Raw genomic sequence first — 25,463 nt, forward strand, 5'->3', positions numbered from 1 at the left:
GGGGCGAATTCATTCGCCAAGCAGGCCGAAGGCCTGCCGTAGGTTGGTGCTGAGGAACGAAGCCCAACAATCTCGTTGGGCCTCGCTGCGCTCGGCGCCAACCTACGGTAGCCCGGAGGAAATCCGGAGGAAACCCAACTGCGTCAACGGTCAGTGATACCCATCCCCCACCCGCACCTTGCCGCGGAAGACGTAGTAGCTCCACACCGTGTAGGTCAGGACGATCGGCAGGATGAACAGGGTGCCGATCAAGGCGAACAGCTGGCTGGTGGGCGGCGAGGACGCCTGCCAGATATCGATGTAGGGCGGCACGATCTTCGGCCACACGCTGACGGCCAGGGCCAGGAAGCCGAGGAAGATCAGCCCCAGGGTCCAGATGAATGGCAGGTGGGAATGACGGCGGCGCAGGCTCCGCTGCAGCCCCGCCATTGCAGCCACCGCGCCCAGGGCTATGAGGCCGAACAGCACGCGATGGTCGCCGCCGAACCAGAGGGCGGCAATTTCCCGGTGCTGGCTCGGCGTCCACACGCAGATCACCACGATGGCCAGCAACAGCAGGTAGGCCAGCGGGCGGCTGAAGTGGCGCATACGCGATTCCAGCATGTCCTCGGTCTTGACCAGCAACCAGGTGCTGCCGAGCAAGGCGTAGGCGACGATCAGCGCCAGGCCGCAGAACAGCGGGAACGGCGCCAGCCAGTCCAGCGGTCCACCGGCGAACTGGCGGTCCACCACCGGGATGCCGGCGATGTAGGTGCCGATCACCACGCCCTGGAAGAAGGTCGCCACCAGGGAGCCGCCGATGAAGGACTTGTCCCAGATGTGCCGCTTGCGCGGATGGGCCTTGAAGCGGAACTCGAAGGCCACGCCACGGAAGATCAGCCCCGCCAGCATCAGCACCAGCGGCAGGTAGAGCGCCTCCAGCACCACCGAGTAGGCCAGCGGGAAGGCGCCGTAGAGCGCCGCGCCGCCCAGCACCAGCCAGGTCTCGTTGCCATCCCAGACCGGCGCCACGGTGTTCATCATCACATCGCGTTCGTCCGCGTCGGAAATGAAAGGGAAAAGGATGCCCAGCCCCAGGTCGAAGCCGTCCATGATCACGTACATCATCAGGCCGAAGGCGATGATCACGCTCCAGATGAAGGGCAGGTCGATACCTTGAATTGCCATGATTCGCTACTCCAGATCAGCCGGCCTGCAGGCCGTGTTCGAGGTCCTGGCCCGTGGCCGAGAGCGGCCGGCGCGGCGTGACGTCCAGCGGGGCGTGGTCGCCCTGGGGACCTTTGCGCACGAGGCGCATCATGTAGCCGATGCCGGCGCCGAACAGCGAGAAGTACACCGCCACGAAGATCGCCAGGGTCAGGCTGAGCTGAGCGACGCCGTGCTCCGACGCGGCATGGACGGTGCGCAACAGGCCGTAGACCACCCAGGGCTGCCGGCCGACTTCCGTGGTGAACCAGCCGGCCAGCAGCGCGATCAGCCCCGACGGCCCCATCAGCAGCACCAGGCGCAGGAAGCCCTTGTGCCGGTACAGCGCGTCCTTGCGGCGCAGCAGCAGGGCCAGCAGGCCGGTGAGGATCATCAGCATGCCCAGCCCGGCCATGATCCTGAAGCTCCAGAACACTACGGTGGAATTGGGCCGGTCCTCCTTGGGGAAACTTTTCAGCGCCGGGATCTGCCGGTCCAGGCTATGGGTCAGGATCAGGCTGCCGAGGTAGGGAATCTCCAGGCTGTAGTGGGTCTTTTCCGCCTCCATGTCCGGCAGGCCGAAAAGGATCAGTGGGGTCGCCTCGCCGGGGTGGTTCTCCCAGTGCCCCTCGATGGCGGCGATCTTCGCCGGCTGGTGCTCAAGGGTATTCAGGCCGTGGGCGTCGCCCACCACCGCCTGGATCGGCGCCACGATCAACGCCATCCACATGGCCATGGACAGCATCTTGCGCACAGCCGGTGTGTCGCGCCCGCGCAGCAGGTGCCAGGCCGCCGAGGCGCCGACGAAGAAAGCGGTGGAAAGGAAGGCGGCGATGGCCATGTGCGCCAGGCGATAGGGGAAGGACGGGTTGAACACCACGGCGAACCAGTCCACCGGCAGCACCCGGCCATCGACTATCTCGAAGCCCTGGGGCGTCTGCATCCAACTGTTGGAAGCAAGGATCCAGAAGGTGGAGATCAGGGTGCCGATGGCCACCATCACCGTGGAGAAGAAGTGCAGGCCGCGCCCTACCCGGTCCCAGCCGAACAGCATCACGCCGAGAAAACCCGCTTCGAGGAAGAAGGCGGTGAGCACCTCGTAGGTCAGCAGCGGACCGGTAATGCTGCCGGCGAAGTCGGAGAAGCGCGCCCAGTTGGTGCCGAACTCGTAGGCCATGACCAGGCCGGAAACCACGCCCATGCCGAAGTTCACGGCGAAGATCTTCGACCAGAACCTGTACAGGTCTCGGTAGACCGGGTGGTCGGTCTTCAGCCAGAGCCCTTCGAGTACCGCCAGGAAGCTGGCCAGGCCGATGGTGATGGCGGGAAAGATGATGTGGAACGAGACCGTGAAGGCGAATTGGATCCGCGCCAGGTCAAGCGCTTCGGGATTGAGCATGGAAATTTCCTCATGGGCGCCCGTGAGCGCCCTGCAATGATGAGGTGTCGTCACTGGCGAGGCGTTGCCGGCCCCGCCAAGGGGTCAGGCGACCGACGAGGTGATCAGGCCGTCGGCGCTGGGCTTCTCGACACGAATGGCGATGAACTTCGAGGTGGGCGTGAAGGTGCGGTCGCCATAGCTGTCGAGCGGCACCAGCGGGTTGGTTTCCGGGTAGTAGGCGGCCGCCTGGCCCTTGGGAATGTCGTAGGCCACCAGGGTGAAGCCCGGCGCCCGGCGTTCGCGGCCATCGTCCCAGAGGGACACCAGGTCCACCTTGTCCCCGGGCTGGAAGCCCAGGCGCTGGATGTCCTCGGCGCTGACGAACACCACATGGCGCATGCCGAACACGCCCCGATAACGGTCGTCCAGGCCATAGAGCGTGGTGTTGTACTGGTCGTGGGAACGCATGGTCTGCAGGATCAGGTCCGGCCTGTCGCCACGTTCCAGCACGGTCTCGTTGACCAGTTGCCGAGGCAGCTCGCAAGGGGTGAACTGCGCCTTGCCGCTGGCGGTGTTCCAGACACGCTCCGCCGCGCTGTTGCCCAGGTGGAAGCCGCCCGGATGCGCCAGGCGCCGGTTGAAGTCGGCGAAGCCGGGAATGGTGTCGGCGATCAGGTCGCGGATGCGCCCGTAGTCGGCGATGGCCCAGGACCAGTCGATGGGGTGCTTGCCCAGGGTGGCCTCGGCCATGCCGGCGATGATCGCCGGTTCCGACCGCAGGAGCGGCGAACGCGGCCGCAGCTGGCCGTGGGAGATATGCACCATGCTGAAGGTGTCTTCCACGGTGACGCCTTGCGGCCCTTCGGCCTGCAGGTCGATCTCGGTGCGGCCCAGGCACGGCAGGATCAACGCCTCGCGTCCCACGGTCAGATGGCTGCGGTTGAGCTTGGTGCTGATCTGCACCGTCAGTTCGCAGTTCTGCAGCGCGGCGTGGGTGCGCGGGGTATCCGGGGTGGCCTGGGCGAAGTTGCCGCCCAGGGCGATGAACACCTTGGCACGGCCCTCCTCCATCGCCTTGATCGCCAGCACGGCGTTGTGGCCGTGTTCCCGCGGCGCCTTGAACCGGAAGCGGCGCTCCAGGGCATCCAGCAAGCGCGCCGGCGGCTGCTCGTCGATGCCCATGGTGCGGTCGCCCTGCACATTGCTGTGGCCACGCACCGGGGACAGCCCGGCACCCGGGCGGCCGACGTTGCCGCGCAACAGCTGCAGGTTGATGACTTCCTGGATGGTCGGCACCGAGTGGCGGTGCTGGGTCAGGCCCATGGCCCAGCACATGATCACCCGCTCGGCCTTGCGGTACATGCGCGCGGCCAGCTCGATCTCGCCCTGGCTGAGCCCCGACTGCCCGACGATCTGCTCCCAGTTGGTGGCATCCACTTCGGCCAGGTATTGGTCCAGACCACTGGTGTGCTCGGCGATGAAAACCTGGTCGAACACCGGTGGCTCGCCCTTGGCCCGGGCCTCCCGATCCCACTGCAGAAGGAACTTTGCCATACCGCGGAACATTGCCATGTCGCCTCCAAGCGCCGGGCGGAAGTACGCGGTGCTGGTAGGCTCGGAGCCGTTGGAAAGCATCTCGATGGGATGCTGCGGGTGCTGGAAGCGCTCCAGCCCGCGTTCCTTCAGCGGGTTGATGCAGACCACCTGGGCGCCCCGCTCCACCGCCTCACGCAGGGGTTCGAGCATGCGCGGGTGGTTGGTGCCGGGGTTCTGGCCGATGACGAAAATGGCGTCGGCCTGGCCGAGGTCGTCGAACACCACCGTGCCCTTGCCCACCCCCAGGCTTTCGCCCATGGCCACACCGCTGGCCTCGTGGCACATGTTCGAGCAGTCGGGAAAGTTGTTGGTGCCGAAGGCACGGACGAACAGCTGGTACAGGTAAGCCGCTTCGTTGCTGGCCCGGCCCGAGGTGTAGAACTCGGCCTGGTCGGGGGAATCCAGCGCCTTCAGGTGTTTGGCGATGAGGGCGAAGGCCTCGTCCCAGCTGGTTTCCACATAGTGATCGGTGGCCGCGTCATAGCGCATCGGATGGGTCAGGCGGCCCTGGTACTCCAGCCAGTAGTCGCTCTGCTCGCGCAGCTGGCTGACGCTGTAGCGGGCGAAGAACGCCGGGGCGACACTGCGCCCGGTGGCCTCCCAGTTCACCGCCTTGGCGCCGTTCTCGCAGAACTTGACCATGCCGTTCTCGGGCGATTCGCCCCAGGCGCAGCCGGGGCAGTCGAAGCCGCCGTTCTGGTTGGTCTTGAGCATCACGCGGATGTTCTTCAGCGCGTTCTCGCTGCCCAGCCAGGTGCGGGTGACGGCCTTCAGCGCACCCCAGCCGGCGGCCGGGCCATCATAGGGCTTGATGTGATCTTCGAGGCTCATGGGGGTTCTCCTAGTCGCAGCACGCAGGTCGTACAGGCAATCCCGGCTGGCCCTGCTCCCACCTCCGGCTTCGCGGCTTTTTCCGGGCCGAGCAAGCCCGTGGCGCTGAGTCGCGAACCGAGTCGCGACAGCACCTATGGAAAATGACCGTGAAGGGTCCGCCCTGGGGGCGGAATGTCCGACGCGCCGTCCAGCGCGTTCGCGGGAGTGTCGAATCAGCCTTGGAAACCTGGGTTCGTATTCAGGCTATGGCCGTTCGCGGCAGGCCGTCCAATCGCAATTAATGACGATCTCATCGAGATCCTCTATGACCATCTTGCAAAGCTCAAAAGTACCGACTTAGAGGCTTTCATGCGTGATAGATGCCATCGATCAAGCAGTCGCAAATAGCGATTGGACGTCGCGCCCGCCACCGCTTAATTTCCCGCCTCAATGACAGGTTCCATGGCCACCGGCAGGCCGCCCTGTTCCACGCACCCGACGAGGCAATCATGTCGCACAAGCACCTGGTGGATGGCTTCGGCCGCAAGGTCGATTACCTGCGCATGTCGGTGACCGACCGCTGCGACTTCCGCTGCGTCTACTGCATGGCCGAGGACATGCAGTTCCTGCCCCGTCAACGCATCCTCAGCCTGGACGAGCTCTACCTGCTGGCCGAACGCTTCGTCGCCCTGGGCACCCGCAAGATCCGCCTCACCGGCGGCGAACCCCTGGTGCGCAGCGGCATCGTCGAGCTGTGCCGGCGCATCGCCAATCTGGCCGGTCTGCGCGAGCTGTGCATGACCACCAACGGCTCGCAGCTCACCCGCCTGGCCGCCCCGCTGTTTGACGCCGGTCTGTCGCGGCTCAATATCAGCCTCGACAGCCTGGACCCGCAGCGTTTTCGCGAGCTGACCCGCACCGGTGAGCTGGCCAGCGTCATCGCCGGAATCGATGCCGCGCGCAACGCCGGCTTCCGCCATATCAAGCTCAACTGCGTGGTGCTCAAGGGCCGCAACGACGGCGAGACCAACGACCTGGTGCGCTTTGCCATCGACCGCCAGCTGGATATCTCCTTCATCGAGGAAATGCCCCTGGGCGCCATCAGCGAGCACCGCCGGGGCGAGTCGTTCTGCTCCAGCGACGAGGTGCGCGCGCGCATCGCCGAGCGCTACACCCTGATCGAGTCGGCCGAATCCACCCAGGGCCCCTCGCGCTACTGGCGCCTGGCAGAGGCCCCGGACATCCGCCTGGGCTTCATTTCGCCCCACAGCCACAACTTCTGCGGCAGCTGCAACCGCGTGCGCCTGACCGTCGAAGGTCGCCTGCTGCTGTGCCTGGGCAACGAGCACGCGGTGGATCTGAAAGCCGTGCTGCGCGCTCACCCGGGCGACCCGCAGCGGCTGGAGCAGGCCATCGTCGACGCCATGCGGATCAAGCCCTGGCGCCATCAGTTCCAGGTCAACGACGAAGTCCAGGTGCTGCGCTTCATGAACATGACCGGCGGCTGACCCCCCCTCCACGACAGACTGGCGCGACAACCATGATCGTTCGTCCCAAACCCAACCTGCTGAACGTCCTGATTTCCCTGAAGGGCTCCATCGCCCGGCGCATCGCCGTGCGCAGCCTGCTGATCACCCTGTTGGCGTCCCTCATCGTCCTGGTGGGCACACTCCACCCCGACTGGTTCGTACGGGTCGAGGCGACACCCTTCACCCTCCTCGGCCTGTCGCTGTCGATCTTCATGAGCTTTCGCAACAACGCCTGCTACGACCGCTGGTGGGAAGGCCGCAAGGCCTGGGGCCGGGTGATTCTCGAGATCCGCGGCTTCACCCGTCAGAGCCTGGCCATCGGCAACGACCGCCTGCGCGAATCCCTGTTACGCGAGATTTGCGGATACGCCCATGCGCTCAACGCCAGGTTGCGCGACGAGGACGAGGCCGCCGCCGCGAGCCAGTGGGTGGCCGGCGTGGAGGGTGGTCAGGGTCTCAACATCAGCGACGGCATCCTGCGCCGGATCGGCCAGCAGTGCATCGGACTGGCCCGGCAAGGCGAGGTCAGCGAATGGCGCGCCATCGCCCTGGAGCAGCATCTCAATGGCCTGACCGAGGCCCAGGCGACCTGCGAGCGAATCAAGTCCACGCCGCTGCCTTTTCCCTACACCCTGCTGCTGCACCGCACCATCTACATCTTCTGCATCCTGCTGCCGTTCGCCATGGCCGTTCCGCTGGGCTGGGTCACGCCGATCTTCACCACCATCGTCAGCTACACCTTCTTCGGCCTGGACGCCATCGGCGACGAACTGGAAAACCCCTTCGGCCGGGACGAGAACGACCTGCCCACCGACGCCATGGTGCGCACCATCGAGCGGGAAATCCTTGGCGCACTCGGCCATCGGGAACTGCCACCGGTGCTGGAGCCGGTGGACTATGTGTTGTCGTAGGTTGGCGCTGAGCCCGCGAAGCCCAACCGTGCCGGGTATCGCCATCGCACGTTGTCGCGCCTCACGCGCGATCGGCCCGACCGACTGGATTGACCCGGGGCGCCGGAAAACATGCCTCTTCACCCCCCTTCCGCTCGCCAGGTAGCGCCATGGACATCAAGCAGCTCAAGTTTCTCATCGCCCTCGACCAGACCCGCCACTTCGGCCGGGCCGCCGCGCTCTGCCACATCACCCAGCCCACGCTGTCGATGCGCCTGCGCAACCTGGAGGACGAACTGAACCTGGTGCTGGTGAAACGCGGCCAGCGTTTCGAAGGTTTCACCGAGGCCGGGGAACGCATCCTCGCCTGGGCCCGCACGCTGCTGGCGGCCCACGATGGCCTGCAGGCCGAAGCCGCCAGCTGCCGCGGCCAACTGGTGGGCTGCCTGCGCCTGGGCATGGTGCCGCTGGCCAGCTTCAACCCCACGCACCTGATCAAGCCCCTGACGCAGCGCTATCCCGAGCTGCGCTTCCAGTTGTCGTCACTGAGTTCGGAACAGATCATCGATGGCCTCAGCCGCAATCAGCTTGACCTGGGGCTGTGCTACCTGGACCAGGTCAACACCAGCTACTTCGAAGTGATCGAACTGGCCTCGACCCGCATGGGCCTGCTGCATGACACCCGCTTTTTCACCTTCCAGGAGCGGGAACTGAACTGGGAAACCCTGGGCCGCTTGCCACTCGGGCTGCTGACCACGGGCATGCACTTCCGCCAGTCCATCGACCTCTGCTTCCGCAGCCGGGGCCTGGACCCACATCCGCTGCTGGAAAGCGAATCCACCTTCCAGCTCGTCCAGGCGGTCAGCGCGGGCATCTGCTGCGCCATCATGCCCCTGGCCAACGGCCTGGAAGACCTGAGCGAACACCTGCGGGTGCTGCCCATCGCCGAGGCTGCCGTCCACGCACCGCTCGGCCTGGTGCTGCGCCGTACCGAGCCGCGCTCGGCACTTGCCGAGCAATGCTTCGCCGAGGCCAGGTCGATATTCGGCGGGTCGGTGAAAAACACCGACGCCTGAACTTCCGACCGATGCACGCTCAGGACGCCACGTAGGGCTCGATGAACCGGCAGCCCAGCAGCTCGTCCAGCCGTCTGCCGTCGCTCAGCCGACGGAACAGCCCCGGTGTCATCCAGGGCGCGTAGCCATCGACATTGGGCGCGCCACGCCCGTCCTTGAGGTCCTGGATCAGCAAGGTGCGGGTCTCGAAGGAGATGCGCGTGAAACCACTGCCATTGCCCACGCCGGCGTGGGCATGGGCGCCGGAAAAGGCGATCAGCTCGCCCGGTTCGAGCAACACCGGCACGCCCTCCTCCGTCGTCTCGTCGAGCCGATGGGGAATGGCTTCGTCGGCATCCACCGCGTTGCGCCCGTCGCGGTGGGAGCGCTGCAGGATCGCCTGCATGTCGAAGCCCGCGCTGGTGTTGGGCACGGATTTTCGCCACAGCTCCGGGTAGATCGCGAAGGTACGTTGCTCCGTGATCGGGTAGATGGGCGCCCACCAGTTGACCTGGCCGTAGAGATTCGAGCCCCAGGTATCCCGGTGGAACGCGATGGTGGCGGTGGTCCGCGCGCGGGGCGCCGATTGGCCGGGCTCCTGATGGGGCTGGAAACGCAGGTGCAGGCGGTCGCAGGCAACACCCTCCGCGTCCAACCCCAGTCCCTCCAGCAGTTCACGCCAGAGCAGGCGTACCTCGGGTGCGGCGGCGAACTCCCGCTGACACTGGGCGAAGCAGCGGGTCTGCTCGCCATGGGAAAGGTGCCGGTGAATCTCTTCCGGCCTGAAGGGGTGCAGATGCGCTTCCAGCAGCTCGCGGGTGACGGTCACCAGCGCGGCCATGGCAGGCGACTGGCCGAACCGGAGGATATCGCCGGCATAGATCCGCGACTGGAATCCTCGAGGGTCGAAAGGCGTGGCGAGCGTGCTGTACATGGCGGCTCAATCCTGGGGAGGCGAAGTCTCGACTCTAGAGGCAGGCCAGGCGCGGAAACAGCGGCAGAAGCTGGCGCAAAAGGCGGAGCAGTTTTCGCGTCCGACGGATATCTTCGCGTTGATCGCGGAGGCGGCAGGGAACCTGTACGGGCGAACCGTGCCATCAGGCCGGCACTGGGTTTCTCGTAGGGTGCGCCGTGCGCACCCGTTGCGGGATCGGCCACCGCGCGACCGTCGACCGCTGGAGCGCACGGCGCACCCTACCTGTCACTCGCCCCAGACCACCTGAGGGGCGGTTGCTGAGGAAATCCGCAGACTACCCGTTCATCGGCGCGTTCGGGTTGTTCAGCGCGTAGAGGTAGCAATCCGCCAGGCTGTGGTCGCCTTCCACGCTGGTGTAGCTGGCGGTGAAGGGGATGGCCAGTCCCAGGTGCTGGTAGACCCATTTGTCGGTGACCCCCGGCGGCACCTCCGGCACCAGGTCGCTGTCGTTGACCACCCGGTAGGTGGCCACACCCAGGCTGTTGTAGTAGTCGGCGAAATCCGGCGCGACCACCCGTGGGCTGGCGAAGTTGTAGTGCTGCAGCGGCTGGTCCGGATACGCCGCCTGCAGGTCGAGCACCGCCAGGCTGGACAGCGCGCAACCCAGGCTGTGGCCGCAGACCCAGAGATTGCCGGAGGGTTGCAGGCCGTCGACCGCCTGCAGGGCCAGGTCGCGCAGCGAGGTGTAGAGCTTGAGGAAGCCGTCGTGGACCAGCCCGACGTCGGTCTTCCAGGGGTAGGTGGTCTGCTTGACCTGCAGGTCGTCGACCCAGTCCTGGGCCGACTCGGTGCCGCGGAACACCAGGTAGACCTCGCCGTTCGGATCGCTGGCGGCGAAACCGAAGGGCTCGGATTCGTTGATGTAATGCAGCTCGCTGAGGATGCTCCACACCGGCGCCGAGAAACTCCAGCCGGTCATGCTCGGCTGCTGCCAGTTGAAGTCCTGGGGTTTGCGCGGCTTGTCCTGCTGCAGCCACTGGTCGTACTGGTCGTAGGCGGCTTCCACCAGGTTGGCGCATTGCAGCGCCTGGGACAGGGAGAAACCCGTGGGGAAATACATGGGAAGACTGGGCATGGTGGCCTCCTTGCCGATTGGGATGGGAACACACTCTAGATCATGTCCATGCGTCCTACAGCGTAGTTCGTCAACCGGCCGCCGGGGCGTGGCCCGGCGGCCGGTCATCGGACCGGCTCAGGCGTCGAAGTCGGTGGACATCGACAGGGCCTGCCACTGTGCGACCTCGCCTTCCACCTGGCGGTGCTTGTCGGCGATGCGCTGCACCGCGTCGCTGCCCAGCGGCAGGCGTTGCGGCGGGTTGGGCGCGTCGACCAGGGCCAGGATGGCGCCGGCCAGCTTGCTCGGGTCGCCCGGCTGGGCATGGTTGGCGCCTTCGGCGAAGCGGCGCATGGCACCCACGGTTTCGTCGTAGTCCGGCAGTTCCAGGGCAGTCTTCACCAGCGACTGGTCATCGAGGAAATCGGTGCGGAAGAAGCCTGGCTCGACCACGGTGACCTGGATGCCCAGCGGCGCCAGTTCCTGGTGCAGCGCCTCGCTGATGCCTTCCACGGCGAACTTGGTGGAGCCGTATACGCCCCAGCCGTAGTAGGACTGGTAGCCGCCCAGGGAGGAGATGTTAATCACGTGGCCGGAGCGCTGGCGGCGCATGTGCGGCAGTACGGCGCGGGTGACATTGAGCAGGCCGAAGACGTTGGTGGCGTAGATGCGCTCCACTTCTTGCGCGCTGGTTTCCTCCACCGCGCCGAGGATGCCGTAGCCGGCGTTGTTCAGCAGCACGTCGATGCGACCGAAGCGCTTGATGCCCTCGGCGACCGCCTCATGGGCCTCGCTTTCGCGGGTCACGTCCAGGCGCGCGGCCAGCAGGTTGGGATGCTCGCCCAGGCGGGCGATGACGTCTTCCGGCTTGCGGGCGGTGGCGATCACCGCATCCCCGGCCTCCAGGGCCTTCGCTGCGATCAGGGCGCCGAAACCACGGGAAGCTCCAGTAATGAACCAGGTACGCATTTCAACTCCTCCTCTGTGGGAACCCGCACCGCGCGGGTTATCTGGTGAGTTGACGTCACTCTAGAGTTCAATTACTCCTGTGATAATCCCAGGAAAATGGCATGGGCTTTTGAACAGGATTCATCAATGAAACCCGTCTCCGCCGCCGACCTCAGCGTCTTCCTCAGCATCGCCGCCCACCTCAGCTTCAGCCGGGCCGCCGTGGAGCTGGGCCTTTCCCCTTCAGCCCTGAGCCATGCGCAGCGCGCCCTGGAAGATCGCCTCGGGGTACGCCTGTTCAACCGCACCACCCGCAGCGTGGCCCTGACCGAAGCGGGCGAGCGCCTGTATGCGCGTATCAGACCGGCCTTCCGCGATATCGACGACGCCCTGGAGGACCTCAACCAGTTTCGCGACACGCCCTCCGGCACCCTGCGTATCAGTGCCGGCCGCGCCGCCGCGGAACTGGTGCTGTTGCCCCTGGCCAGCCGCTTTCTCGAGGCCTATCCGGATGTGAGCCTGGAAATCTCCGCCGACGACGCCCTGGTGGATGTGGTGTCCGCCGGATTCGACGCCGGCGTGCGTTTCGGCGAGCGCCTGGAGGCGGACATGGTGTCCCTGCCCATCGGCCCCTACATGCGTTCGGTGGTGGTGGGTTCGCCCGCCTTCTTCGAGAACCATCCCGTGCCGCAGAAACCCCAGGACCTCCACGGCCTGCCGTGCATCCGCCATCGATTTCCCAGCGGCAACCTGTACCGCTGGGAGTTCGAGCGCGGCGGCCTGCAACTGGAGATCGAAGTGGACGGCCCGCTGACCCTGGGCGATGTCGGCATGATGGTCGGCCCGGCGCTGCAGGGCACCGGCCTGGCCTATGTGTTCGAGCAGATGGTGGACGAGCACATTGCAGCCGGCCGGCTGCTGCAGGTACTGGAAGACTGGTGCCCCTATTACCCGGGCCTGCACCTCTACTACCCCAGCCGCCGCCAGGTGCCGGCGGCGCTCAAGGCCTTCATCGAGTTCGCCCGCGCGGCGCGGCAGGCGACGTGAGCGTTCGCCCCGGCGCGGATTGCCCGGAGCGCACGGCACGCCCCGGGCAACTGCATTGATGGGTATCGGCGCGCCGCCCAGTCCATCCTGCGGACCTGTCATTCCTCCAGCTTCAGCAACGGCTCACCCTTGCGCACGACGTAGGTCGCCAACTCGGACGCTTTCTCCCCGCCGACGTTCTTCGCCACATGGGGAACCCCGTCAGGAATAAACAGCGAATCACCGGCCTTGAGGATCACCGGTTCGCGGCCTTCCAGCCGGTACTCGAAGGTTCCGCTGATCACATAGGCCACTTCTTCCCCCGGATGGGAATGCCGGGGTGATGCGACGCCCGGATCGATATCGACACGGGCCTGGATGACTTCCTGCCCATGGACATGAATGTCCTGCTTGGCCAGGTCGGTACGGTGGATGCCGTTCTTCCAGCTGGCATTCGCCTGTGCGGATTCTCCGGCCTGGGCCAGGCCCGAGAGCGCGGCGAATGCCGTAACGGTTGTGAGAATGTGGATGTAGCGCATGGTCTTTCTCCTTTGGCTGGATTGCTGCGGAGGCTTCAACCTAGGTGGCGGCCGTGTGGCCGATGTGTCGGAACGGGGGCCTTTTGCATGGCGCCTTGTCTGAAGCCGGGACGGATACAGGCAGATACGCTTGCAGACCCCTGTCCCTCCCCCCGACCCTCTCCGCCCTTGCAGGAGCGAATTCATTCGCGAAATGCCCAGGTACCCGGCCGACCGACGATGACTGGGCAGTTGGTCGGCGCAGCGGACCTTCACGCCTTATGGATTTGCACGCCCTACCCGGGCGAGTTTTTTTCGAGCCCTTTCTAAGTGCCGCCGCCACTCGCGTTATCCTGTTGCGCTCGTTCGCATATGGCCCGTTGTTCCGATGTCCGCAGCCTTCCCCCAGGAAAACCTCCCCTCCGTCCTTGCCGGCCCCATGCTGCGCCGGCTCGAAACCCGGCGCCTGGTGCTCTGGCTGGTGGGTACGCGCCGGCTCGCGCCCGTACTGCGGCTGAGGGTGAACGGCGACAGCGCCGACCATCGGCTGGAAGGCGAGGCTTGCCGGGTGATTCCCTTCGGCCGGCATGCCTTCCTGCACCTGATCGACCTGCGCCTGGATAGTCCGCTGCCGCAGGACCAGCAGATCGACTACGACCTGCTGATCGATGACCAGGGCATCGCCGACTGGGGGCCGCACCTGGTCTACGGCGAGACGCAGCAGCCCAGCTTCGTGCTGCGTTCACGCATCGACCAACTGCTCCACGGTTCCTGCCGCAAGCCCCACTACCCGGCGCACGACGGCCTGCTCTGCGCCGACCGCCTGCTGGCCGCCAGTCCTGCCCCCGAGCAGCGCCCCGCCCTGCTGATGCAGAGCGGCGACCAGGTCTACGCCGATGATGTGGCCGGTCCCATGCTGCGGGCCATCCACCAGTTGATCGAACGCCTGGGCCTCCTCGGCGAACGGCTGGAGGGCGCCGTGGTCAGCGACAGCGCGGCGCTCTACAGCCATCCCGCCAACTACTACCACCGAGCCGACCTGCTGCCGGCGCTGGAAAGCAATGAAACCCTGCGCGAACGCTTCTTCGGCGGCGCCCGCAAACCCATCTTCACCAGCAGCAACGCCGAGAATCACCTGGTGACCCTGGCCGAGATGCTGGCCATGTACCTGCTGGTCTGGTCGCCCGTGCCCTGGACGTTGATCGAAACGCGGATGCCGGCCCTGGGGCCGAAGGAAACCGAGCGCTACCGCCTGGAGGAAGCGCGGCTGGAGGGATTCCGTGCCGGGCTGCCCGGCGTCGCGCGGGTATTCGCCCACCTGCCGACGCTGATGATCTTCGACGACCATGACGTCACCGACGACTGGAACCTCTCCGCCCAGTGGGAACTGACCGCCTACGGTCATCCCTTCTCCAGGCGCATCATCGGCAACGCCCTGCTCGCCTACATGCTCTGCCAGGGCTGGGGCAACAACCCCGATGCCTTCGCCGAAGTCCTGGACCAGGCCGAGGCCCTGGCCGCCACCGCGGCTGCTGACAACCACCTGGACAGCCAGTCCCTCGACGGGCTGATCGGCAGCCTGCTCAGCTTCAACCGCTGGCAGTATGTGTTGCCTACCACGCCGGCGCTGCTGGTGCTGGACACCCGCACCCGCCGTTGGCGAAGCGAGATCAATCTCAAGCGCCCCTCCGGCCTGCTGGATTGGGAAGCACTGAGCGAACTGCAGCAGGAATTGCTGGACCACCCTTCGGCCATCATCGTCTCCCCGGCCCCGGTATTCGGGGTCAAGCTGATCGAGACGGTGCAGCGGGTGTTCAGCGCCTTCGGCCATCCGCTGCTGGTGGACGCGGAGAACTGGATGGCCCACCGTGGCTCGGCCCAGGTGATCCTCAACATCTTCCGCCACTCGCGTACACCGGGCTCCTACGTGATTCTCTCCGGCGACGTGCATTACTCCTTCGTCTACGAGGTGCTGATCCGCCACCGCCAGCAGGGCCCGAAGATCTGGCAGATCACCAGCAGCGGCATCAAGAACGAGTTTCCCCGGCGCCTGCTGGATGTGTTCGACCGTCTCAACCGCTGGCTCTACTCGCCGCGCTCGCCGCTGAACTGGTTCACCAAGCGCCGCCCGATGAAGGTGGTGCCGCGTACACCGGAGCACAGCAAGGTCGGCGAGCGACTGTGGAACTCCGCCGGGCTCGGCCAGGTGTTCTTCGATGCCCAGGGCCGCCCGTCACGCATTTTCCAGCTCAATGCCAACGGCGCCGAGCCCACCGAATTCCGCGAGGAACGCGACGACGAGCCGGCCGGACAACCGGTGACGCGGCGGGTATGATGCCCGCCTCGAAATCCGCACGGTCCCTTCCATGAGCACCACGCCCCCCTTCGGCACCGGCGACGCTTCCTACCAGGCCGCCGGCGGCATCGACGGCCTGCGCCGCCTGGTGGATGACTTCTACCGCCTGATGGACGAGCTGCCGGAAGCCGCCGACCTGCGCCGCCTGCACCCGGAAAGCCTGGAACTGTCCCGGGACAAGCTCGCCTGCTTCCTCAGCGGCTGGCTGGGCGGGCCCAAGCTGTTCAGCGAGAAGTACGGCTCCATCGCCATTCCCTCCTTCCACGCCCAATGGCCCATCGACGAAGCCCTCAGCGGCGCCTGGCTGGGCTGCATGGAACGCGCCATCGCCCTGCAACCCTTCTCGCCGGAGTTCGCCGAGTACCTGCTGGCGCAATTGCGCGTGCCGGCCCATCGAGTAGTTCAGGCCAGCCGCGCGCGGCACGGCTGAGCCGCGTCACTGGGTGGCCCCTCTTCATGTGGGGGCGAATTCATCGCTGTGCAGCCCGAAGGGCTGCCCTACGGACCTCCATTGGGTCTGCTGCGCAGCCCTTAGCGATTGAAATCGCCCCCACAGGAAACAGCATCCAAATTTGGCGGCCGCCCGTTCACGGCCGTACTGTCGCCACTCAATGGTCCTTTGACGACTTGCCGGTCACGGCCATATAGTAAGCAACGCTTATTATATGGAGCCCTTAGCATGGCCGCCCTTGAAGAGAGCCTCGGCTTCCTCATCGCCGACGTCTCCCGCCTGATGCGCCGGTCCTTCGAACAGAACCTGACCGGCAGCTCGCTGACCCTCAGCCAGGCCCGCGCCTTGGCCCATGTCGCGCGCAATGAAGGCTGCCGCCAGGTGGAGCTGGCCGAGCGACTGGAGATCAAGCCCATCACCCTCGCCCGCCTCCTGGACCAGTTGGAGCAGGCCGAACTGGTGGAGCGCCGCCCGGACCCGGACGACCGCCGGGCCTACCGCCTGTACCTCCGGGAGCAGGCCGACAAGGCGCTGGCCGATATCCGCACCGCTGGCGCCGCCATCCATGTCACGGCGCTGCAGGGCATCAGCGAGACCGAAGCGATGGTCCTGGCCAGTGCGCTGCGCAAATTGCGCGAAAACCTGTCCTCCCGTTGATTCCACAAGGAACGGCAACGCCATGAACACCCACACAGTCATCGTTCCGGAACAGGAAGCGCCGACCACCTCCCGAGCGGGCGCCAAGCGTTTGCTGCTGATGGGGGTGGCGCCCCTGCTGGTGGTCGGCCTGGGCCTGGCCGCCTACCTTCACGGCGGCCGCTACGTGGAGACCGACAATGCCTACGTCAAGGCGGATAAGGTGCCGGTGAGCGCGGATGTGTCCGGCACCATCACCGAGGTGCTGGTCAAGGACAACGAGCAGGTTGCCGCCGGCCAGATTCTGTTCCGCATCGACCCCGCCAGCTTCCGCATCGCCGTCGCCAAGGCCGAGGCGCGGCTGGCGCAGGTACGCACCGATCTCGCGGCGCTGAAAGCCAGCTACCAGGAGAAATCCGCCGAACTGGCCCTGGCCCGCACCCGTCACGATTTCGCCGAGAAAGACCTGCAGCGCCAGGCCAACCTGGCGCAGAAGGGCTACCTCTCCCCCGCCCGGCTCGACGAGTCCAGCCAGGCCGCCCAGGTCGCCGCCCAGGAAATCGACGCCCGCGAGCACGACCTGAAGCGCATTGCCGAAAGCCTCGGCGGTAGCCTCGCGCAACCCATCGAACGACACCCGAGCTACCTCAGCGCCCAGGCGGAGCTGGAGCAGGCCAGGCTGGACCTGCAGCGCACCGCCGTTCACGCATCCCTGCCCGGCAGCGTCAGCAAGGTGCCGCAGCCCGGCCAGTACATCAGCGCCGGCAACACCGCCATGACCCTGGTGGCGGACGGTAACCTCTGGGTGGAGGCCAACTTCCCGGAGAAGGACCTGACCTATGTGCGCCCCGGCCAGGAGGTGGGCGTGCGCTTCGACATCTATCCCGACCGCGCCTGGCAGGGTGAGGTGGAAAGCCTGAGCCCCGCCACCGGTTCGGAGTTCTCGCTGCTGCCCGCGCAGAACGCCACCGGCAACTGGGTGAAGGTGGCCCAGCGCGTGCCGGTGCGCATCCACCTGCGACCCGGCGCCGACCAACCGCCCCTGCGCGCCGGCCTCAGTGCCGTGGTGGAGATCGACACCGGCCACCATCGCAGCCTCGCCAGCCTGCTGCCTTGACCAGGATGAACGCGACCAACGCCGGTGATGCCGGCTCGCGCCGCTGGCTGATCACCGTCTCGGTGATGCTGGCCACCATCATGCAGGCGCTGGACACCACCATCGCCAACGTCGCCTTGCCCCACATGCAGGGCAGCATGGGCACCACCCAGGACCAGATCGGCTGGGTGCTGACTTCCTACATAGTCGCCGCTGCGATCTGCATTCCGCTGACCGGTTTCGTCGCCGCGCGCTTCGGCCGCAAGCGGCTGTTCATGTGGTCCATCGTCGGCTTCACTATCACTTCCATGCTCTGTGGCGCGGCCCAGAGCCTGGAGCAAATCGTGCTCTTCCGCCTGCTCCAGGGTGTTTTCGGCGCCGCCCTGGTGCCGCTGTCCCAGGCGGTGCTGCTGGACACCTATCCCACCGAACAGCACGGCTCGGCCATGGCCATCTGGGGCGTGGGGGTGATGGTCGGCCCCATCCTCGGCCCCAGCCTCGGCGGCTGGCTCACCGAGTACTACAACTGGCGCTGGGTGTTCTACATCAACCTGCCCTTCGGCCTGCTGGCCTGGTTCGGCCTGGCGGCCTTCCTCAAGGAAACCCCGATCGAGCGGGAACGCCGCTTCGACCTGCCCGGCTTCACCCTGCTCGCCCTGGCCATTGGCGCCTTCCAGTTGATGCTCGATCGCGGCGAGTCCCAGGACTGGTTCCACAGCCGAGAAATCCTCATCGAAGCCATGCTCGCCGGCCTCGCCCTCTACCTGTTCATCGTCCATGTGCTGACCCACCGCCAGCCCTTCATCGAACCGGCCATGTTCAGGGACCGCAACCTCAGCATCGGCCTGCTGTTTATTTTCATGATCGGCATCATGCTGTACTCCAGCATGACGCTGCTGCCGCCTTTCATGCAGAACCTGATGGGCTACCCGGTGCTGGACGTGGGCAACCTGCTCGCCCCGCGGGGCGTGGGCACCATGCTGGGGATGATGCTGGTGGGCCGGCTGATCACCCGCATCGACCCGCGCTGGATGATCGGCGTGGGCCTACTGCTCACCGCCCAGTCCCTGTGGGAGATGACCTACTTCACCGCCGAGGTGAGCGCCTACGACATCATCCGCACCGGGGTGGTCCAGGGCTTCGGCCTGGGGTTGGTCTTCGTGCCGCTGTCCACCCTGACCTTCTCCACCCTGGCGCCGCGCTACCGCAATGACGGTACCGCGCTGTTCAGCCTGATGCGCAATGTCGGCAGCGGCATCGGCATCTCGGTGGTGATCAGCTACCTGGCCCAGCGCACCCAGAGCAACCACGCCGTCTTCAGCGACTTCATGACCCCCTTCAACCAGGCGCTGACCCAGGCCACGGAAAGCGGCGCCATCGACCTTTCCAGCCCCGCCGGGTTGGCGGCGCTGAACGCCGAGGTGACCCGCCAGGCCGCGACCCTGGCCTACCTGCAGGATTTCCGCCTGATGATGTTCGTCACCCTCGCCGCCCTGCCCCTGCTGCTGCTCCTGCGCAAGCCGCCCAAGAGTGCCGTGAAGCCGGAATCCCACGCCGCAATGGACTGAACCAGATGGACTGAGCTAGCCCGCCGGCTGACGCCGTAGCTGGTTGCGCCGCCAGGCGGCGGGTGGCGCGCCGAACTCCCGGCGAAAGGCACGGCTGAAAGCAGCATCGGTCTGGTAGCCGACATCTTCGGCGATGCGCGCCAGGGGCGCATTGCTGCGACACAGGAGATTGGCCGCCAGCAGCATCCGCCACTGGGTGAGGTACTGCATGGGCGAGCTACCCACCAGTTGCTGGAAGCGCTCAGCCAGTACCGAGCGCGAGGTGCCGGCGGTACGCGCAAGCTCCTCCAGGGTCCAGGCCTGCGCCGGACACCGGTGCAAGGCATTCAGGGCCGCGCCAACGATCCGGTCCCCAAGCCCCGCCAGCCAGCCCGTACGCCCTTCGGCCTGTTCGTTCATGTAGAGCCGCAACACCTCGATGAACAGCACCTCGGCGAGTTTGGCCAGCACCCCCTCTCCGCCTGGCCTGGGCGACTTGGCTTCGCTCAGGGCATAGCGCACCGACGCCTCCAGCCAGGGTCCGGCACTGGAGTCGCGCACGTTGACCCGCACCAGGGATGGCAGGCCGGCCAGGAGAATCTCCGCCAGCCGTGCATCGCAGGCCATGTAGCCGCAGACCAGGCGAGTGATCGGACCGCCGCCGCCGTAGGCCAATTGCCGTGGTCGGCGCGACAGGACCTGGTCCAGCCGCGCGCCGCTGGCGGGCGCCAGGCCGGGTTGGGATGTCATGCGATGGGCGTCGCCCTGGGGAAACAGCACCACGTCACCCGCGACCAGGTGCATCGGTCGCTCGCGACCGAGTTCGACGAAGCATTCCCCCTGGGTGATCAGGTGGAAGATCACCACGCGCTCGGCCCCGGGCTCGAGCAAGGAGGCTACTGAATCGGCGCGGGGCGACTGGTAGCACCAGGGCGCACTGAACCGGGCATTGATGAAGATGGCGCCGACCAGACGGACGACGCGCAGGGTTTCCGAGAGAGCGTCCATCACCCTCACCTCAGGCGGCATTCCTGAAATTCTGGGCGCTCGGGCTTTTTTGCAGCGGCTGGCCGGATAAATGGCCGTTAACACGGACGATCGGACAAGCCTTGCCGACGCTCGGACAGGACGTCGCTTTGCCGTAGGCGGATAGTTTCCCTGCACGCCCCTTGCTGCCCAATCCACCCAAGGCGTGCCCGCTAGCCAACAAAAACGAGGTCACCATGCCCAAGTTCCTCATTGAAAGAGAGATACCGGACGCTGGAAAACTCACGGAACGAGACCTCAAGGCCATCTCGCAGAAGTCCTGCCGGGTGCTCCGAGACATCGGACCAGAGGTGCAGTGGGTCCAGAGCTACGTCACCGACGACAAGCTGTACTGCGTGTACATCGCCGCCAGCGAGGAGGTGGTCAGGGAACATGCCCGTCAGGGCGGTTTCCCGGCCAATCGCATCTCCCGCATCAGCTCGATCATCGACCCGACCACCGCCGAATGAGCCCCGAAATGACCATCGCTACTGATCTCAACGCACTGAAAAGCCGGCAGATGGCCTCCTGGGCCAGCGGCGACTACGCCGTGATCGGCACCACCCTGCAACTGGTCGGCGAACTGCTGGCCGAGGCCTGCGACCTGCGCCATGGCGAAACCGTGCTGGACGTCGCCGCCGGCAACGGCAATGCGACCCTGGCCGCCGCACGCCGAGGCGCCCGGGTGACCTCCACCGACTATGTGCCGGAACTGCTGGAGCGTGGCAGGGAACGCGCCCAGGCCGAGCGCCTGGAGGTGACTTTCCAGCCTGCCGACGCCGAAGCCCTGCCGTTCCATGACGCCAGCTTCGACGTGGTGCTATCCACCTTCGGGGTGATGTTCACGCCCGATCAGGCCCAGGCTGCCGCCGAACTGACACGGGTCTGCCGCCCCGGCGGGCGCATCGGTCTGGCCAACTGGACACCGGAAGGCTTCATCGGCCAGCTGTTCAAGACCCTTGGCCGCCACCTGCCGCCGCCTCCCGGGGTGCAGCCGCCGTCCCTCTGGGGCGTCGAAAGCCATCTGCGCGAACTGTTCGACGACAGCGCCCGGGAAATCTCGGTGGCCCGTCGCCTGTTCAACTTCCGCTACCAATCGGCTGCACACTTCATCGAGGTGTTCCGTAGCTGGTACGGGCCGGTGCACAAGGCCTTCGCCGCCCTTCCCGTCGATGGCGCGTCGGCCCTGGAGCGGGACCTGACCGAGTTGCTGGAACGCTACAACCGCGCAGGGCCCGACTCGCTCATCGTGCCCAGCGAGTACGTGGAGGTGGTGATCACTCGTCGTTGAGATGAAAGTCGTACTGGCTCCTGTGGGGGCGAATTCATTCGCAATGGGACGCGCAGCGTCCCCCTGATATTTCGCGGGCCGGCCCTTCGGTCCGGTCAGCGAATGAAATCGCCCCCACAATTCATTGCCCCCCCCCCCGGAAGCGCCCAGGCCCATTGCGACACCGAAGGCAGGTATCAGCTGACGACGGCTTTGAGCAGTAGCGGACCACAGCGCCGAAGCGACTGCCAGCCCGCCTATTCCACAAGCCGCTTACTTCGCCTGCTCAGATGTAAGTATCGGCGATTGTTGATGGTAGATATTTTTGACTGGCTCCTATACTCGCCCAAGCCCGCTCAGAGTATTCGAAAGCACTTGAAAGCCGCGCCCACCCGGCCCTTTCAAGTTATTTATCCGACGTAATCAATTGATCTGACTGTTGCAGAAGGCCAGCCCGGACACATCAGCCTTGGCGTAACTTGAAACTTGCATCCGAAAACGATTTCGAAATTATTTCACCTCATTTTTGACCCACAAGGCAAATACCCAACAATATTCAATCTGACTGTAAATTTCATCTGGAGGCATGCCAGACCAATAGAAAAGCATCGGCAGATCATTGGCAAATGATTGCGCCTACAGCTGCTCAGGTTTAAAGAATTCACATTCTGCTTAGCTGGATCATAAAAAGCTCGACCAATTCTTGGTTGTACAGCGCCACAATATTTCCTATAGCTATCAATCAGAGCCTGAAAAATGAAATTACACGAAATAATAGGCTACGACAGAAATGGAACCGTTCGCGAACTTGATACCGCCCTCAACAAAGCCACACTCAATACCAGGGATGTAACTTTTTCGGCACTTGGCTTCAATGCGCCAGGTTGGATCGCCGCCTCTTCGATGTCGATCCTCTACTCGATATCAGGCCACCAGGCACCGCTGGCCATTCTGATCGCCTACTTCTTTCCGATGCTGGTAATGGCCTTCTGCATGATCGCGCTCACGCGACAGGCGCCATCAGCGGGTGGGGTTTTCACCTTCACCTCACGATTTCTACACTCCAATGTAGGGACAGTTCTGGGCTGGGCCTATGCGGTTGCATGCACGGCCGTAATGGCAATGTGCGCCGTAATCGGATCCGAGTACATACAGGCGCTGATCCCGGCGCTGGCCGGACCGCTCAATGCAAAGTTGATCGGGACTTGCATGGTCCTGACCTTCCTGGCCATTTCCTGTAATGGTGTCAATGCGACTGCAAAAGTAGCCAGCGTCTTCCTGATCTTCGAAATCAGCGTCGTGGCGGGTCTTGGTCTGATGGGGATCATCGATCCACAGGTCCAGGATCTATCGGTTACTTCCATGTACTCGCTGGAGGCCGCCGGTGGCTGGTCCGCAATAGGTCCGGCCGTGCTGTTCGGCGTGTGGATGCTCGCCAACTTCGACTCGGCGATCAACTATATCGAGGAGTCACGCGTTCCGGTTCGCACTGTCCAGCGCGCGATGCTGCTCGTACTGACCTCGGCATTCGTCATTTACAGCCTCGCAGCCATCGGCTGGCAGTTCGCAGTGCCGGTAAATGAACTGGCTGCAATCATCGAAGATGGCAACGGTGGACCGATCGCAGCCGTCGCGAATGTCTACCTTCCGCCGGCCATGGCCTGGATCGCATTGTTCGTGGTGATCACATCGGCCTGCGCGGGAATGCAGATTTCCTCCAGCGCGGCTGCCCGTACGCTCTACCGCATGAGTGAGGAAGGACACCTTCCGGTTGCACTCCGGTCGGTCAACAATTCGAAATCGCCCTGGCTGGCCAGTGTCATCGTTTCCGCTGTGGCCATCGCACTGCTCTGGTGGAAGCCGCTGGACAAGATCGTGTGGTACTACGATGTAGTGACCATCACCCTGGTGATGTCCTACATGGCCGCGATCGCAGCCTTCATTGTCATGACCTGGCGGCGCCTGCGTACCGCGATTGCGTTGTTACTTTCGATTCCGGCATCTCTCGCCATCCTGGTACTTGGATACATTGGATATACCGCGGGAGCGAACCCTGTATCGCCGGAAGACCTATATACCGCCTGGTACCTTGGGGCACTGACGATCCTCTCTGGCGTAATGATTGTGTTGTGTCGGCCGCGCGCCTCCGTGCGAACTGGCATTCCACAAGAACAAGCCCAGCCGTAACTCCAGATCTCAAAAGTCATTCAACCCTGTGGCCGCGCTGACTCCACCAGAAACTTCAGACGGCCAGCAGAATTGCGCGCAGATGACGCCCCTCGTCAATTTCCGAGGGGCGAATCAAACACTGTTGTCTTGAACAAGCAGAAGGTGAACTCATGAAACGTGTTGTAGTAATCACCGGTGCGGGAAGAGGCATCGGCCTGGCAACAGCCAAGCGTTTTGCCCTGGCTGGAGATCACCTGGTACTCAACTACTTCGACTCCAGGGAACAGTTGGATGCAGTGATAGGCATTGCCCAGGAAAACGGTGGCGATGGAATCGCCGTTCAAGCTGATATCAGCGATCCCGAGGCGGCAACCGGGGTCATCCGCGCGGCGGAGAGTCGCTACGGCCGGGTCGATGTCCTGGTAAACAATGCCGGGCGACTGGTTTCGGCCAGCGTGGCAGAGACGACCTGGGCACAGTGGAAACAGATGATCGACACCAACCTCGGCGGTACCTGGGCCTGCATGCAGGCAGTACTGCCGGGCATGCTCGCGCGCGGTGAAGGGCGAATCATCAATATCAGCTCCGAGTTGGGATTGATCGGGTTTCCGACCTACGCAGCCTACTGCGCCTCCAAGGGTGGGGTGATCGCGCTGACCAAGGCCGTTGCCAAGGAAGTTGCCCCGTCAGGGATCCTGGTGAACTCGGTGGCGCCGGGTCCTATCGAGACGGACATGCTGATCAACGACACCATCGAATACAACGATGAAACGCGCGAAGCAGTTCCATTGAAGCGGTTCGGCAAGCCGGAAGAAATTGCCGCCATGGTCGAAGCCCTCGCCGGTCCGGCGGGTAATTACATGGTGGGACAGGTGATCAGCCCTAATGGTGGAACCGCGATCTGATATGCCGCATCGCGACTGAGTTTCAGTGAATCAGCTTTTCCCAATTACAAGAAATGCTCCGATCCGATTGACAATAAAAGGAATACAAGATGAGCGCTGTAATGATTACTGGTGGTCTGGGCTACGTTGGTCGGTATCTCACCAAGAGGCTGAGTGAGAAGGGAGTTCAGGTGGTCAGTTACAACCGGGACTACTCGGAAGCCAGATCGGAATTCATGACATCGGTACAGGGTGAACTTTTCGACATCCCCAGGATTGTCAAGACAATCCAACAATTCGGCGTTGATCGTGTCATTCACACTGCCGCCATGTCGCACCCCGATCTTTCCATCGACCTTCCCATTACCACTGTGGCGGCGAATATCGACGGCACGATCCACTTGCTCGAAGCAATGCGGCTGGCGGGGATCAAGAAACTCGTCAATTTTTCCTCCGAAACCGTATATGGGCATATCGACGGCGTGGTCAATGAGCGATCCCCGGCCAACCCCACTACTCCCTATGGCGTCACGAAGCTCGCCACCGAGCATTTCGGCCGGGTCTATAACGCGCTCTACGGAATGGAAGTCATCTCGCTGCGGATCGCAGAAGTCTACGGCCCTGAGAACAAGATGCCGCAGGTCCTGAGGGACATCCTCAAGACCGTTCATCGTGGCGAGAAGTTCTCCCTCCCCGGCGGCGGAGACCATCGCTTCCATTACATTCACGTCGAAGACGTCGTGCGTGCCGTGCTGCTGGCAGCGCAAGCCAAAGGTATCAATGGCAGCGTATTCAATATCGCTGGCGATCGCCCCTGGAAGCTGCATGAGGCCGTAGATGTAATCCGCAAACTGATTCCCGACGCCAGTATCGAAATCGGCGGCGGTCATTGGCATCTGGATCGACAAGGGGAATGGGATCTTGGTGCCGCGGAGCGGGAGTTGGGATATCGGGCGGAATGGACCCTGGAAAAAGGCCTGGAGCATTACTCCAACTGGCTGGTCGATCACGAGTACTGATAGTTCCCTGAATACTGCCCGCCGCGGGAAAGCCCATT

General features: G+C 64.5%; 23 protein-coding genes. 14 read left to right on the forward strand and 9 right to left on the reverse strand.

Going from position 1 to position 25,463, the window contains the following annotated elements:
- Positions 1–150: 150 nt before the first annotated feature.
- From cydB to ACFW0H_RS00585, 3 genes are all read right to left on the reverse strand, one after another.
- Positions 151–1,167 (reverse strand): cytochrome d ubiquinol oxidase subunit II, encoded by a 1,017-nt coding sequence (gene cydB, locus ACFW0H_RS00575; protein WP_422911958.1) that lies wholly within the window; start codon positions 1,165–1,167, stop codon positions 151–153.
- A 16-nt stretch (positions 1,168–1,183) separates the two neighbouring features.
- Positions 1,184–2,584, reverse strand: a complete 1,401-nt coding sequence (locus ACFW0H_RS00580; RefSeq protein ID WP_422911959.1) for a cytochrome ubiquinol oxidase subunit I — start codon at positions 2,582–2,584, stop codon at positions 1,184–1,186.
- An 84-nt stretch (positions 2,585–2,668) separates the two neighbouring features.
- Positions 2,669–4,993: an FdhF/YdeP family oxidoreductase gene (locus tag ACFW0H_RS00585; protein ID WP_422911960.1), complete on the reverse strand. Its 2,325-nt coding sequence runs from the start codon at positions 4,991–4,993 to the stop codon at positions 2,669–2,671.
- Between the two features lie 491 nt (positions 4,994–5,484).
- Here ACFW0H_RS00585 and moaA point away from each other — a divergent pair, with 491 nt between their 5' ends.
- The 3 genes from moaA to ACFW0H_RS00600 all read left to right on the forward strand — a co-directional run bounded on the left by moaA (position 5,485) and on the right by ACFW0H_RS00600 (position 8,470).
- Positions 5,485–6,483: a GTP 3',8-cyclase MoaA gene (gene moaA / locus ACFW0H_RS00590; RefSeq protein ID WP_422911961.1), complete on the forward strand. Its 999-nt coding sequence runs from the start codon at positions 5,485–5,487 to the stop codon at positions 6,481–6,483.
- Between the two features lie 32 nt (positions 6,484–6,515).
- A complete protein-coding gene (locus tag ACFW0H_RS00595; protein ID WP_422911962.1) occupies positions 6,516–7,415 on the forward strand; it encodes a bestrophin family protein in 900 nt (299 codons plus the stop codon).
- A 149-nt stretch (positions 7,416–7,564) separates the two neighbouring features.
- Positions 7,565–8,470 (forward strand): LysR family transcriptional regulator, encoded by a 906-nt coding sequence (locus ACFW0H_RS00600; RefSeq protein ID WP_422911963.1) that lies wholly within the window; start codon positions 7,565–7,567, stop codon positions 8,468–8,470.
- Between the two features lie 19 nt (positions 8,471–8,489).
- Here ACFW0H_RS00600 and ACFW0H_RS00605 read toward each other — a convergent pair whose 3' ends face one another.
- From ACFW0H_RS00605 to ACFW0H_RS00615, 3 genes are all read right to left on the reverse strand, one after another.
- Positions 8,490–9,383, reverse strand: a complete 894-nt coding sequence (locus tag ACFW0H_RS00605; protein ID WP_422911964.1) for a phytanoyl-CoA dioxygenase family protein — start codon at positions 9,381–9,383, stop codon at positions 8,490–8,492.
- A gap of 316 nt (positions 9,384–9,699) precedes the next feature.
- Positions 9,700–10,500 (reverse strand): lipase family protein, encoded by an 801-nt coding sequence (locus ACFW0H_RS00610; protein ID WP_422911965.1) that lies wholly within the window; start codon positions 10,498–10,500, stop codon positions 9,700–9,702.
- 117 nt (positions 10,501–10,617) lie between these two features.
- On the reverse strand, positions 10,618–11,448 hold the full coding sequence (locus ACFW0H_RS00615) for an oxidoreductase (RefSeq protein ID WP_422911966.1): 831 nt from the start codon (positions 11,446–11,448) through the stop codon (positions 10,618–10,620).
- Between the two features lie 126 nt (positions 11,449–11,574).
- Here ACFW0H_RS00615 and ACFW0H_RS00620 point away from each other — a divergent pair, with 126 nt between their 5' ends.
- Complete coding sequence (locus tag ACFW0H_RS00620; protein ID WP_422911967.1) at positions 11,575–12,474, forward strand: LysR family transcriptional regulator; 900 nt, start codon at positions 11,575–11,577, stop codon at positions 12,472–12,474.
- Between the two features lie 98 nt (positions 12,475–12,572).
- On the opposite strand, the gene ACFW0H_RS00625 is transcribed toward ACFW0H_RS00620, so the two are convergent.
- Positions 12,573–12,992 carry a cupin domain-containing protein gene (locus tag ACFW0H_RS00625; RefSeq protein ID WP_422911968.1) on the reverse strand — a complete coding sequence of 140 codons (420 nt, stop codon included), beginning with the start codon at positions 12,990–12,992 and terminating at the stop codon, positions 12,573–12,575.
- 367 nt (positions 12,993–13,359) lie between these two features.
- Here ACFW0H_RS00625 and ACFW0H_RS00630 point away from each other — a divergent pair, with 367 nt between their 5' ends.
- The 5 genes from ACFW0H_RS00630 to ACFW0H_RS00650 all read left to right on the forward strand — a co-directional run bounded on the left by ACFW0H_RS00630 (position 13,360) and on the right by ACFW0H_RS00650 (position 19,078).
- Complete coding sequence (locus ACFW0H_RS00630; protein ID WP_422911969.1) at positions 13,360–15,306, forward strand: alkaline phosphatase D family protein; 1,947 nt, start codon at positions 13,360–13,362, stop codon at positions 15,304–15,306.
- Between the two features lie 31 nt (positions 15,307–15,337).
- Positions 15,338–15,757, forward strand: coding sequence for a group II truncated hemoglobin (locus tag ACFW0H_RS00635; protein ID WP_422911970.1), 420 nt, complete (start codon positions 15,338–15,340; stop codon positions 15,755–15,757).
- A gap of 249 nt (positions 15,758–16,006) precedes the next feature.
- Positions 16,007–16,435, forward strand: coding sequence for a MarR family winged helix-turn-helix transcriptional regulator (locus tag ACFW0H_RS00640; protein ID WP_422911971.1), 429 nt, complete (start codon positions 16,007–16,009; stop codon positions 16,433–16,435).
- A 22-nt stretch (positions 16,436–16,457) separates the two neighbouring features.
- Positions 16,458–17,531, forward strand: a complete 1,074-nt coding sequence (locus ACFW0H_RS00645) for an efflux RND transporter periplasmic adaptor subunit (RefSeq protein ID WP_422911972.1) — start codon at positions 16,458–16,460, stop codon at positions 17,529–17,531.
- Between the two features lie 5 nt (positions 17,532–17,536).
- The gene (locus ACFW0H_RS00650; protein ID WP_422911973.1) at positions 17,537–19,078 is read left to right on the forward strand and encodes a DHA2 family efflux MFS transporter permease subunit; all 1,542 of its coding nucleotides are present in this window, start codon (positions 17,537–17,539) and stop codon (positions 19,076–19,078) included.
- 15 nt (positions 19,079–19,093) lie between these two features.
- Here the strand turns inward: ACFW0H_RS00650 and ACFW0H_RS00655 are convergent, their stop codons facing one another.
- Together ACFW0H_RS00655 and ACFW0H_RS00660 are read right to left on the reverse strand one after the other, a co-directional pair.
- On the reverse strand, positions 19,094–20,065 hold the full coding sequence (locus tag ACFW0H_RS00655) for an AraC family transcriptional regulator (RefSeq protein ID WP_422911974.1): 972 nt from the start codon (positions 20,063–20,065) through the stop codon (positions 19,094–19,096).
- 10 nt (positions 20,066–20,075) lie between these two features.
- Positions 20,076–20,282, reverse strand: coding sequence for a hypothetical protein (locus tag ACFW0H_RS00660; RefSeq protein ID WP_422911975.1), 207 nt, complete (start codon positions 20,280–20,282; stop codon positions 20,076–20,078).
- Here ACFW0H_RS00660 and ACFW0H_RS00665 point away from each other — a divergent pair.
- The 5 genes from ACFW0H_RS00665 to ACFW0H_RS00685 all read left to right on the forward strand — a co-directional run bounded on the left by ACFW0H_RS00665 (position 20,281) and on the right by ACFW0H_RS00685 (position 25,425).
- A complete protein-coding gene (locus ACFW0H_RS00665; RefSeq protein WP_422911976.1) occupies positions 20,281–20,553 on the forward strand; it encodes a DUF4242 domain-containing protein in 273 nt (90 codons plus the stop codon). The genes ACFW0H_RS00660 and ACFW0H_RS00665 overlap by 2 nt on opposite strands.
- 8 nt (positions 20,554–20,561) lie before the next feature.
- Complete coding sequence (locus ACFW0H_RS00670) at positions 20,562–21,374, forward strand: class I SAM-dependent methyltransferase (protein ID WP_422911977.1); 813 nt, start codon at positions 20,562–20,564, stop codon at positions 21,372–21,374.
- A gap of 735 nt (positions 21,375–22,109) precedes the next feature.
- Positions 22,110–23,540, forward strand: coding sequence for an APC family permease (locus ACFW0H_RS00675; RefSeq protein WP_422911978.1), 1,431 nt, complete (start codon positions 22,110–22,112; stop codon positions 23,538–23,540).
- Positions 23,541–23,692: 152 nt separating this feature from the next.
- Positions 23,693–24,427, forward strand: a complete 735-nt coding sequence (locus ACFW0H_RS00680; RefSeq protein ID WP_422911979.1) for an SDR family NAD(P)-dependent oxidoreductase — start codon at positions 23,693–23,695, stop codon at positions 24,425–24,427.
- Positions 24,428–24,516: 89 nt separating this feature from the next.
- A complete protein-coding gene (locus ACFW0H_RS00685; protein ID WP_422911980.1) occupies positions 24,517–25,425 on the forward strand; it encodes an NAD-dependent epimerase/dehydratase family protein in 909 nt (302 codons plus the stop codon).
- The last annotated feature ends 38 nt before the right edge of the window (positions 25,426–25,463 follow it).

It is taken from the genome of Metapseudomonas cellulosilytica (assembly GCF_049334135.1).
Taxonomy (GTDB): domain Bacteria; phylum Pseudomonadota; class Gammaproteobacteria; order Pseudomonadales; family Pseudomonadaceae; genus Metapseudomonas.

What these genes read in the sequence shown, in the direction of transcription:
- cydB (WP_422911958.1), bottom strand. Translation starts at nt 1,167, where the DNA reads ATGGCAATTCAAGGTATCGACCTGCCCTTCATCTGGAGCGTGATCATC.
- ACFW0H_RS00580 (WP_422911959.1), bottom strand. Translation starts at nt 2,584, where the DNA reads ATGCTCAATCCCGAAGCGCTTGACCTGGCGCGGATCCAATTCGCCTTC.
- ACFW0H_RS00585 (WP_422911960.1), bottom strand. Translation starts at nt 4,993, where the DNA reads ATGAGCCTCGAAGATCACATCAAGCCCTATGATGGCCCGGCCGCCGGC.
- moaA (WP_422911961.1), top strand. Translation starts at nt 5,485, where the DNA reads ATGTCGCACAAGCACCTGGTGGATGGCTTCGGCCGCAAGGTCGATTAC.
- ACFW0H_RS00595 (WP_422911962.1), top strand. Translation starts at nt 6,516, where the DNA reads ATGATCGTTCGTCCCAAACCCAACCTGCTGAACGTCCTGATTTCCCTG.
- ACFW0H_RS00600 (WP_422911963.1), top strand. Translation starts at nt 7,565, where the DNA reads ATGGACATCAAGCAGCTCAAGTTTCTCATCGCCCTCGACCAGACCCGC.
- ACFW0H_RS00605 (WP_422911964.1), bottom strand. Translation starts at nt 9,383, where the DNA reads ATGTACAGCACGCTCGCCACGCCTTTCGACCCTCGAGGATTCCAGTCG.
- ACFW0H_RS00610 (WP_422911965.1), bottom strand. Translation starts at nt 10,500, where the DNA reads ATGCCCAGTCTTCCCATGTATTTCCCCACGGGTTTCTCCCTGTCCCAG.
- ACFW0H_RS00615 (WP_422911966.1), bottom strand. Translation starts at nt 11,448, where the DNA reads ATGCGTACCTGGTTCATTACTGGAGCTTCCCGTGGTTTCGGCGCCCTG.
- ACFW0H_RS00620 (WP_422911967.1), top strand. Translation starts at nt 11,575, where the DNA reads ATGAAACCCGTCTCCGCCGCCGACCTCAGCGTCTTCCTCAGCATCGCC.
- ACFW0H_RS00625 (WP_422911968.1), bottom strand. Translation starts at nt 12,992, where the DNA reads ATGCGCTACATCCACATTCTCACAACCGTTACGGCATTCGCCGCGCTC.
- ACFW0H_RS00630 (WP_422911969.1), top strand. Translation starts at nt 13,360, where the DNA reads ATGTCCGCAGCCTTCCCCCAGGAAAACCTCCCCTCCGTCCTTGCCGGC.
- ACFW0H_RS00635 (WP_422911970.1), top strand. Translation starts at nt 15,338, where the DNA reads ATGAGCACCACGCCCCCCTTCGGCACCGGCGACGCTTCCTACCAGGCC.
- ACFW0H_RS00640 (WP_422911971.1), top strand. Translation starts at nt 16,007, where the DNA reads ATGGCCGCCCTTGAAGAGAGCCTCGGCTTCCTCATCGCCGACGTCTCC.
- ACFW0H_RS00645 (WP_422911972.1), top strand. Translation starts at nt 16,458, where the DNA reads ATGAACACCCACACAGTCATCGTTCCGGAACAGGAAGCGCCGACCACC.
- ACFW0H_RS00650 (WP_422911973.1), top strand. Translation starts at nt 17,537, where the DNA reads ATGAACGCGACCAACGCCGGTGATGCCGGCTCGCGCCGCTGGCTGATC.
- ACFW0H_RS00655 (WP_422911974.1), bottom strand. Translation starts at nt 20,065, where the DNA reads ATGGACGCTCTCTCGGAAACCCTGCGCGTCGTCCGTCTGGTCGGCGCC.
- ACFW0H_RS00665 (WP_422911976.1), top strand. Translation starts at nt 20,281, where the DNA reads ATGCCCAAGTTCCTCATTGAAAGAGAGATACCGGACGCTGGAAAACTC.
- ACFW0H_RS00660 (WP_422911975.1), bottom strand. Translation starts at nt 20,282, where the DNA reads ATGGTGACCTCGTTTTTGTTGGCTAGCGGGCACGCCTTGGGTGGATTG.
- ACFW0H_RS00670 (WP_422911977.1), top strand. Translation starts at nt 20,562, where the DNA reads ATGACCATCGCTACTGATCTCAACGCACTGAAAAGCCGGCAGATGGCC.
- ACFW0H_RS00675 (WP_422911978.1), top strand. Translation starts at nt 22,110, where the DNA reads ATGAAATTACACGAAATAATAGGCTACGACAGAAATGGAACCGTTCGC.
- ACFW0H_RS00680 (WP_422911979.1), top strand. Translation starts at nt 23,693, where the DNA reads ATGAAACGTGTTGTAGTAATCACCGGTGCGGGAAGAGGCATCGGCCTG.
- ACFW0H_RS00685 (WP_422911980.1), top strand. Translation starts at nt 24,517, where the DNA reads ATGAGCGCTGTAATGATTACTGGTGGTCTGGGCTACGTTGGTCGGTAT.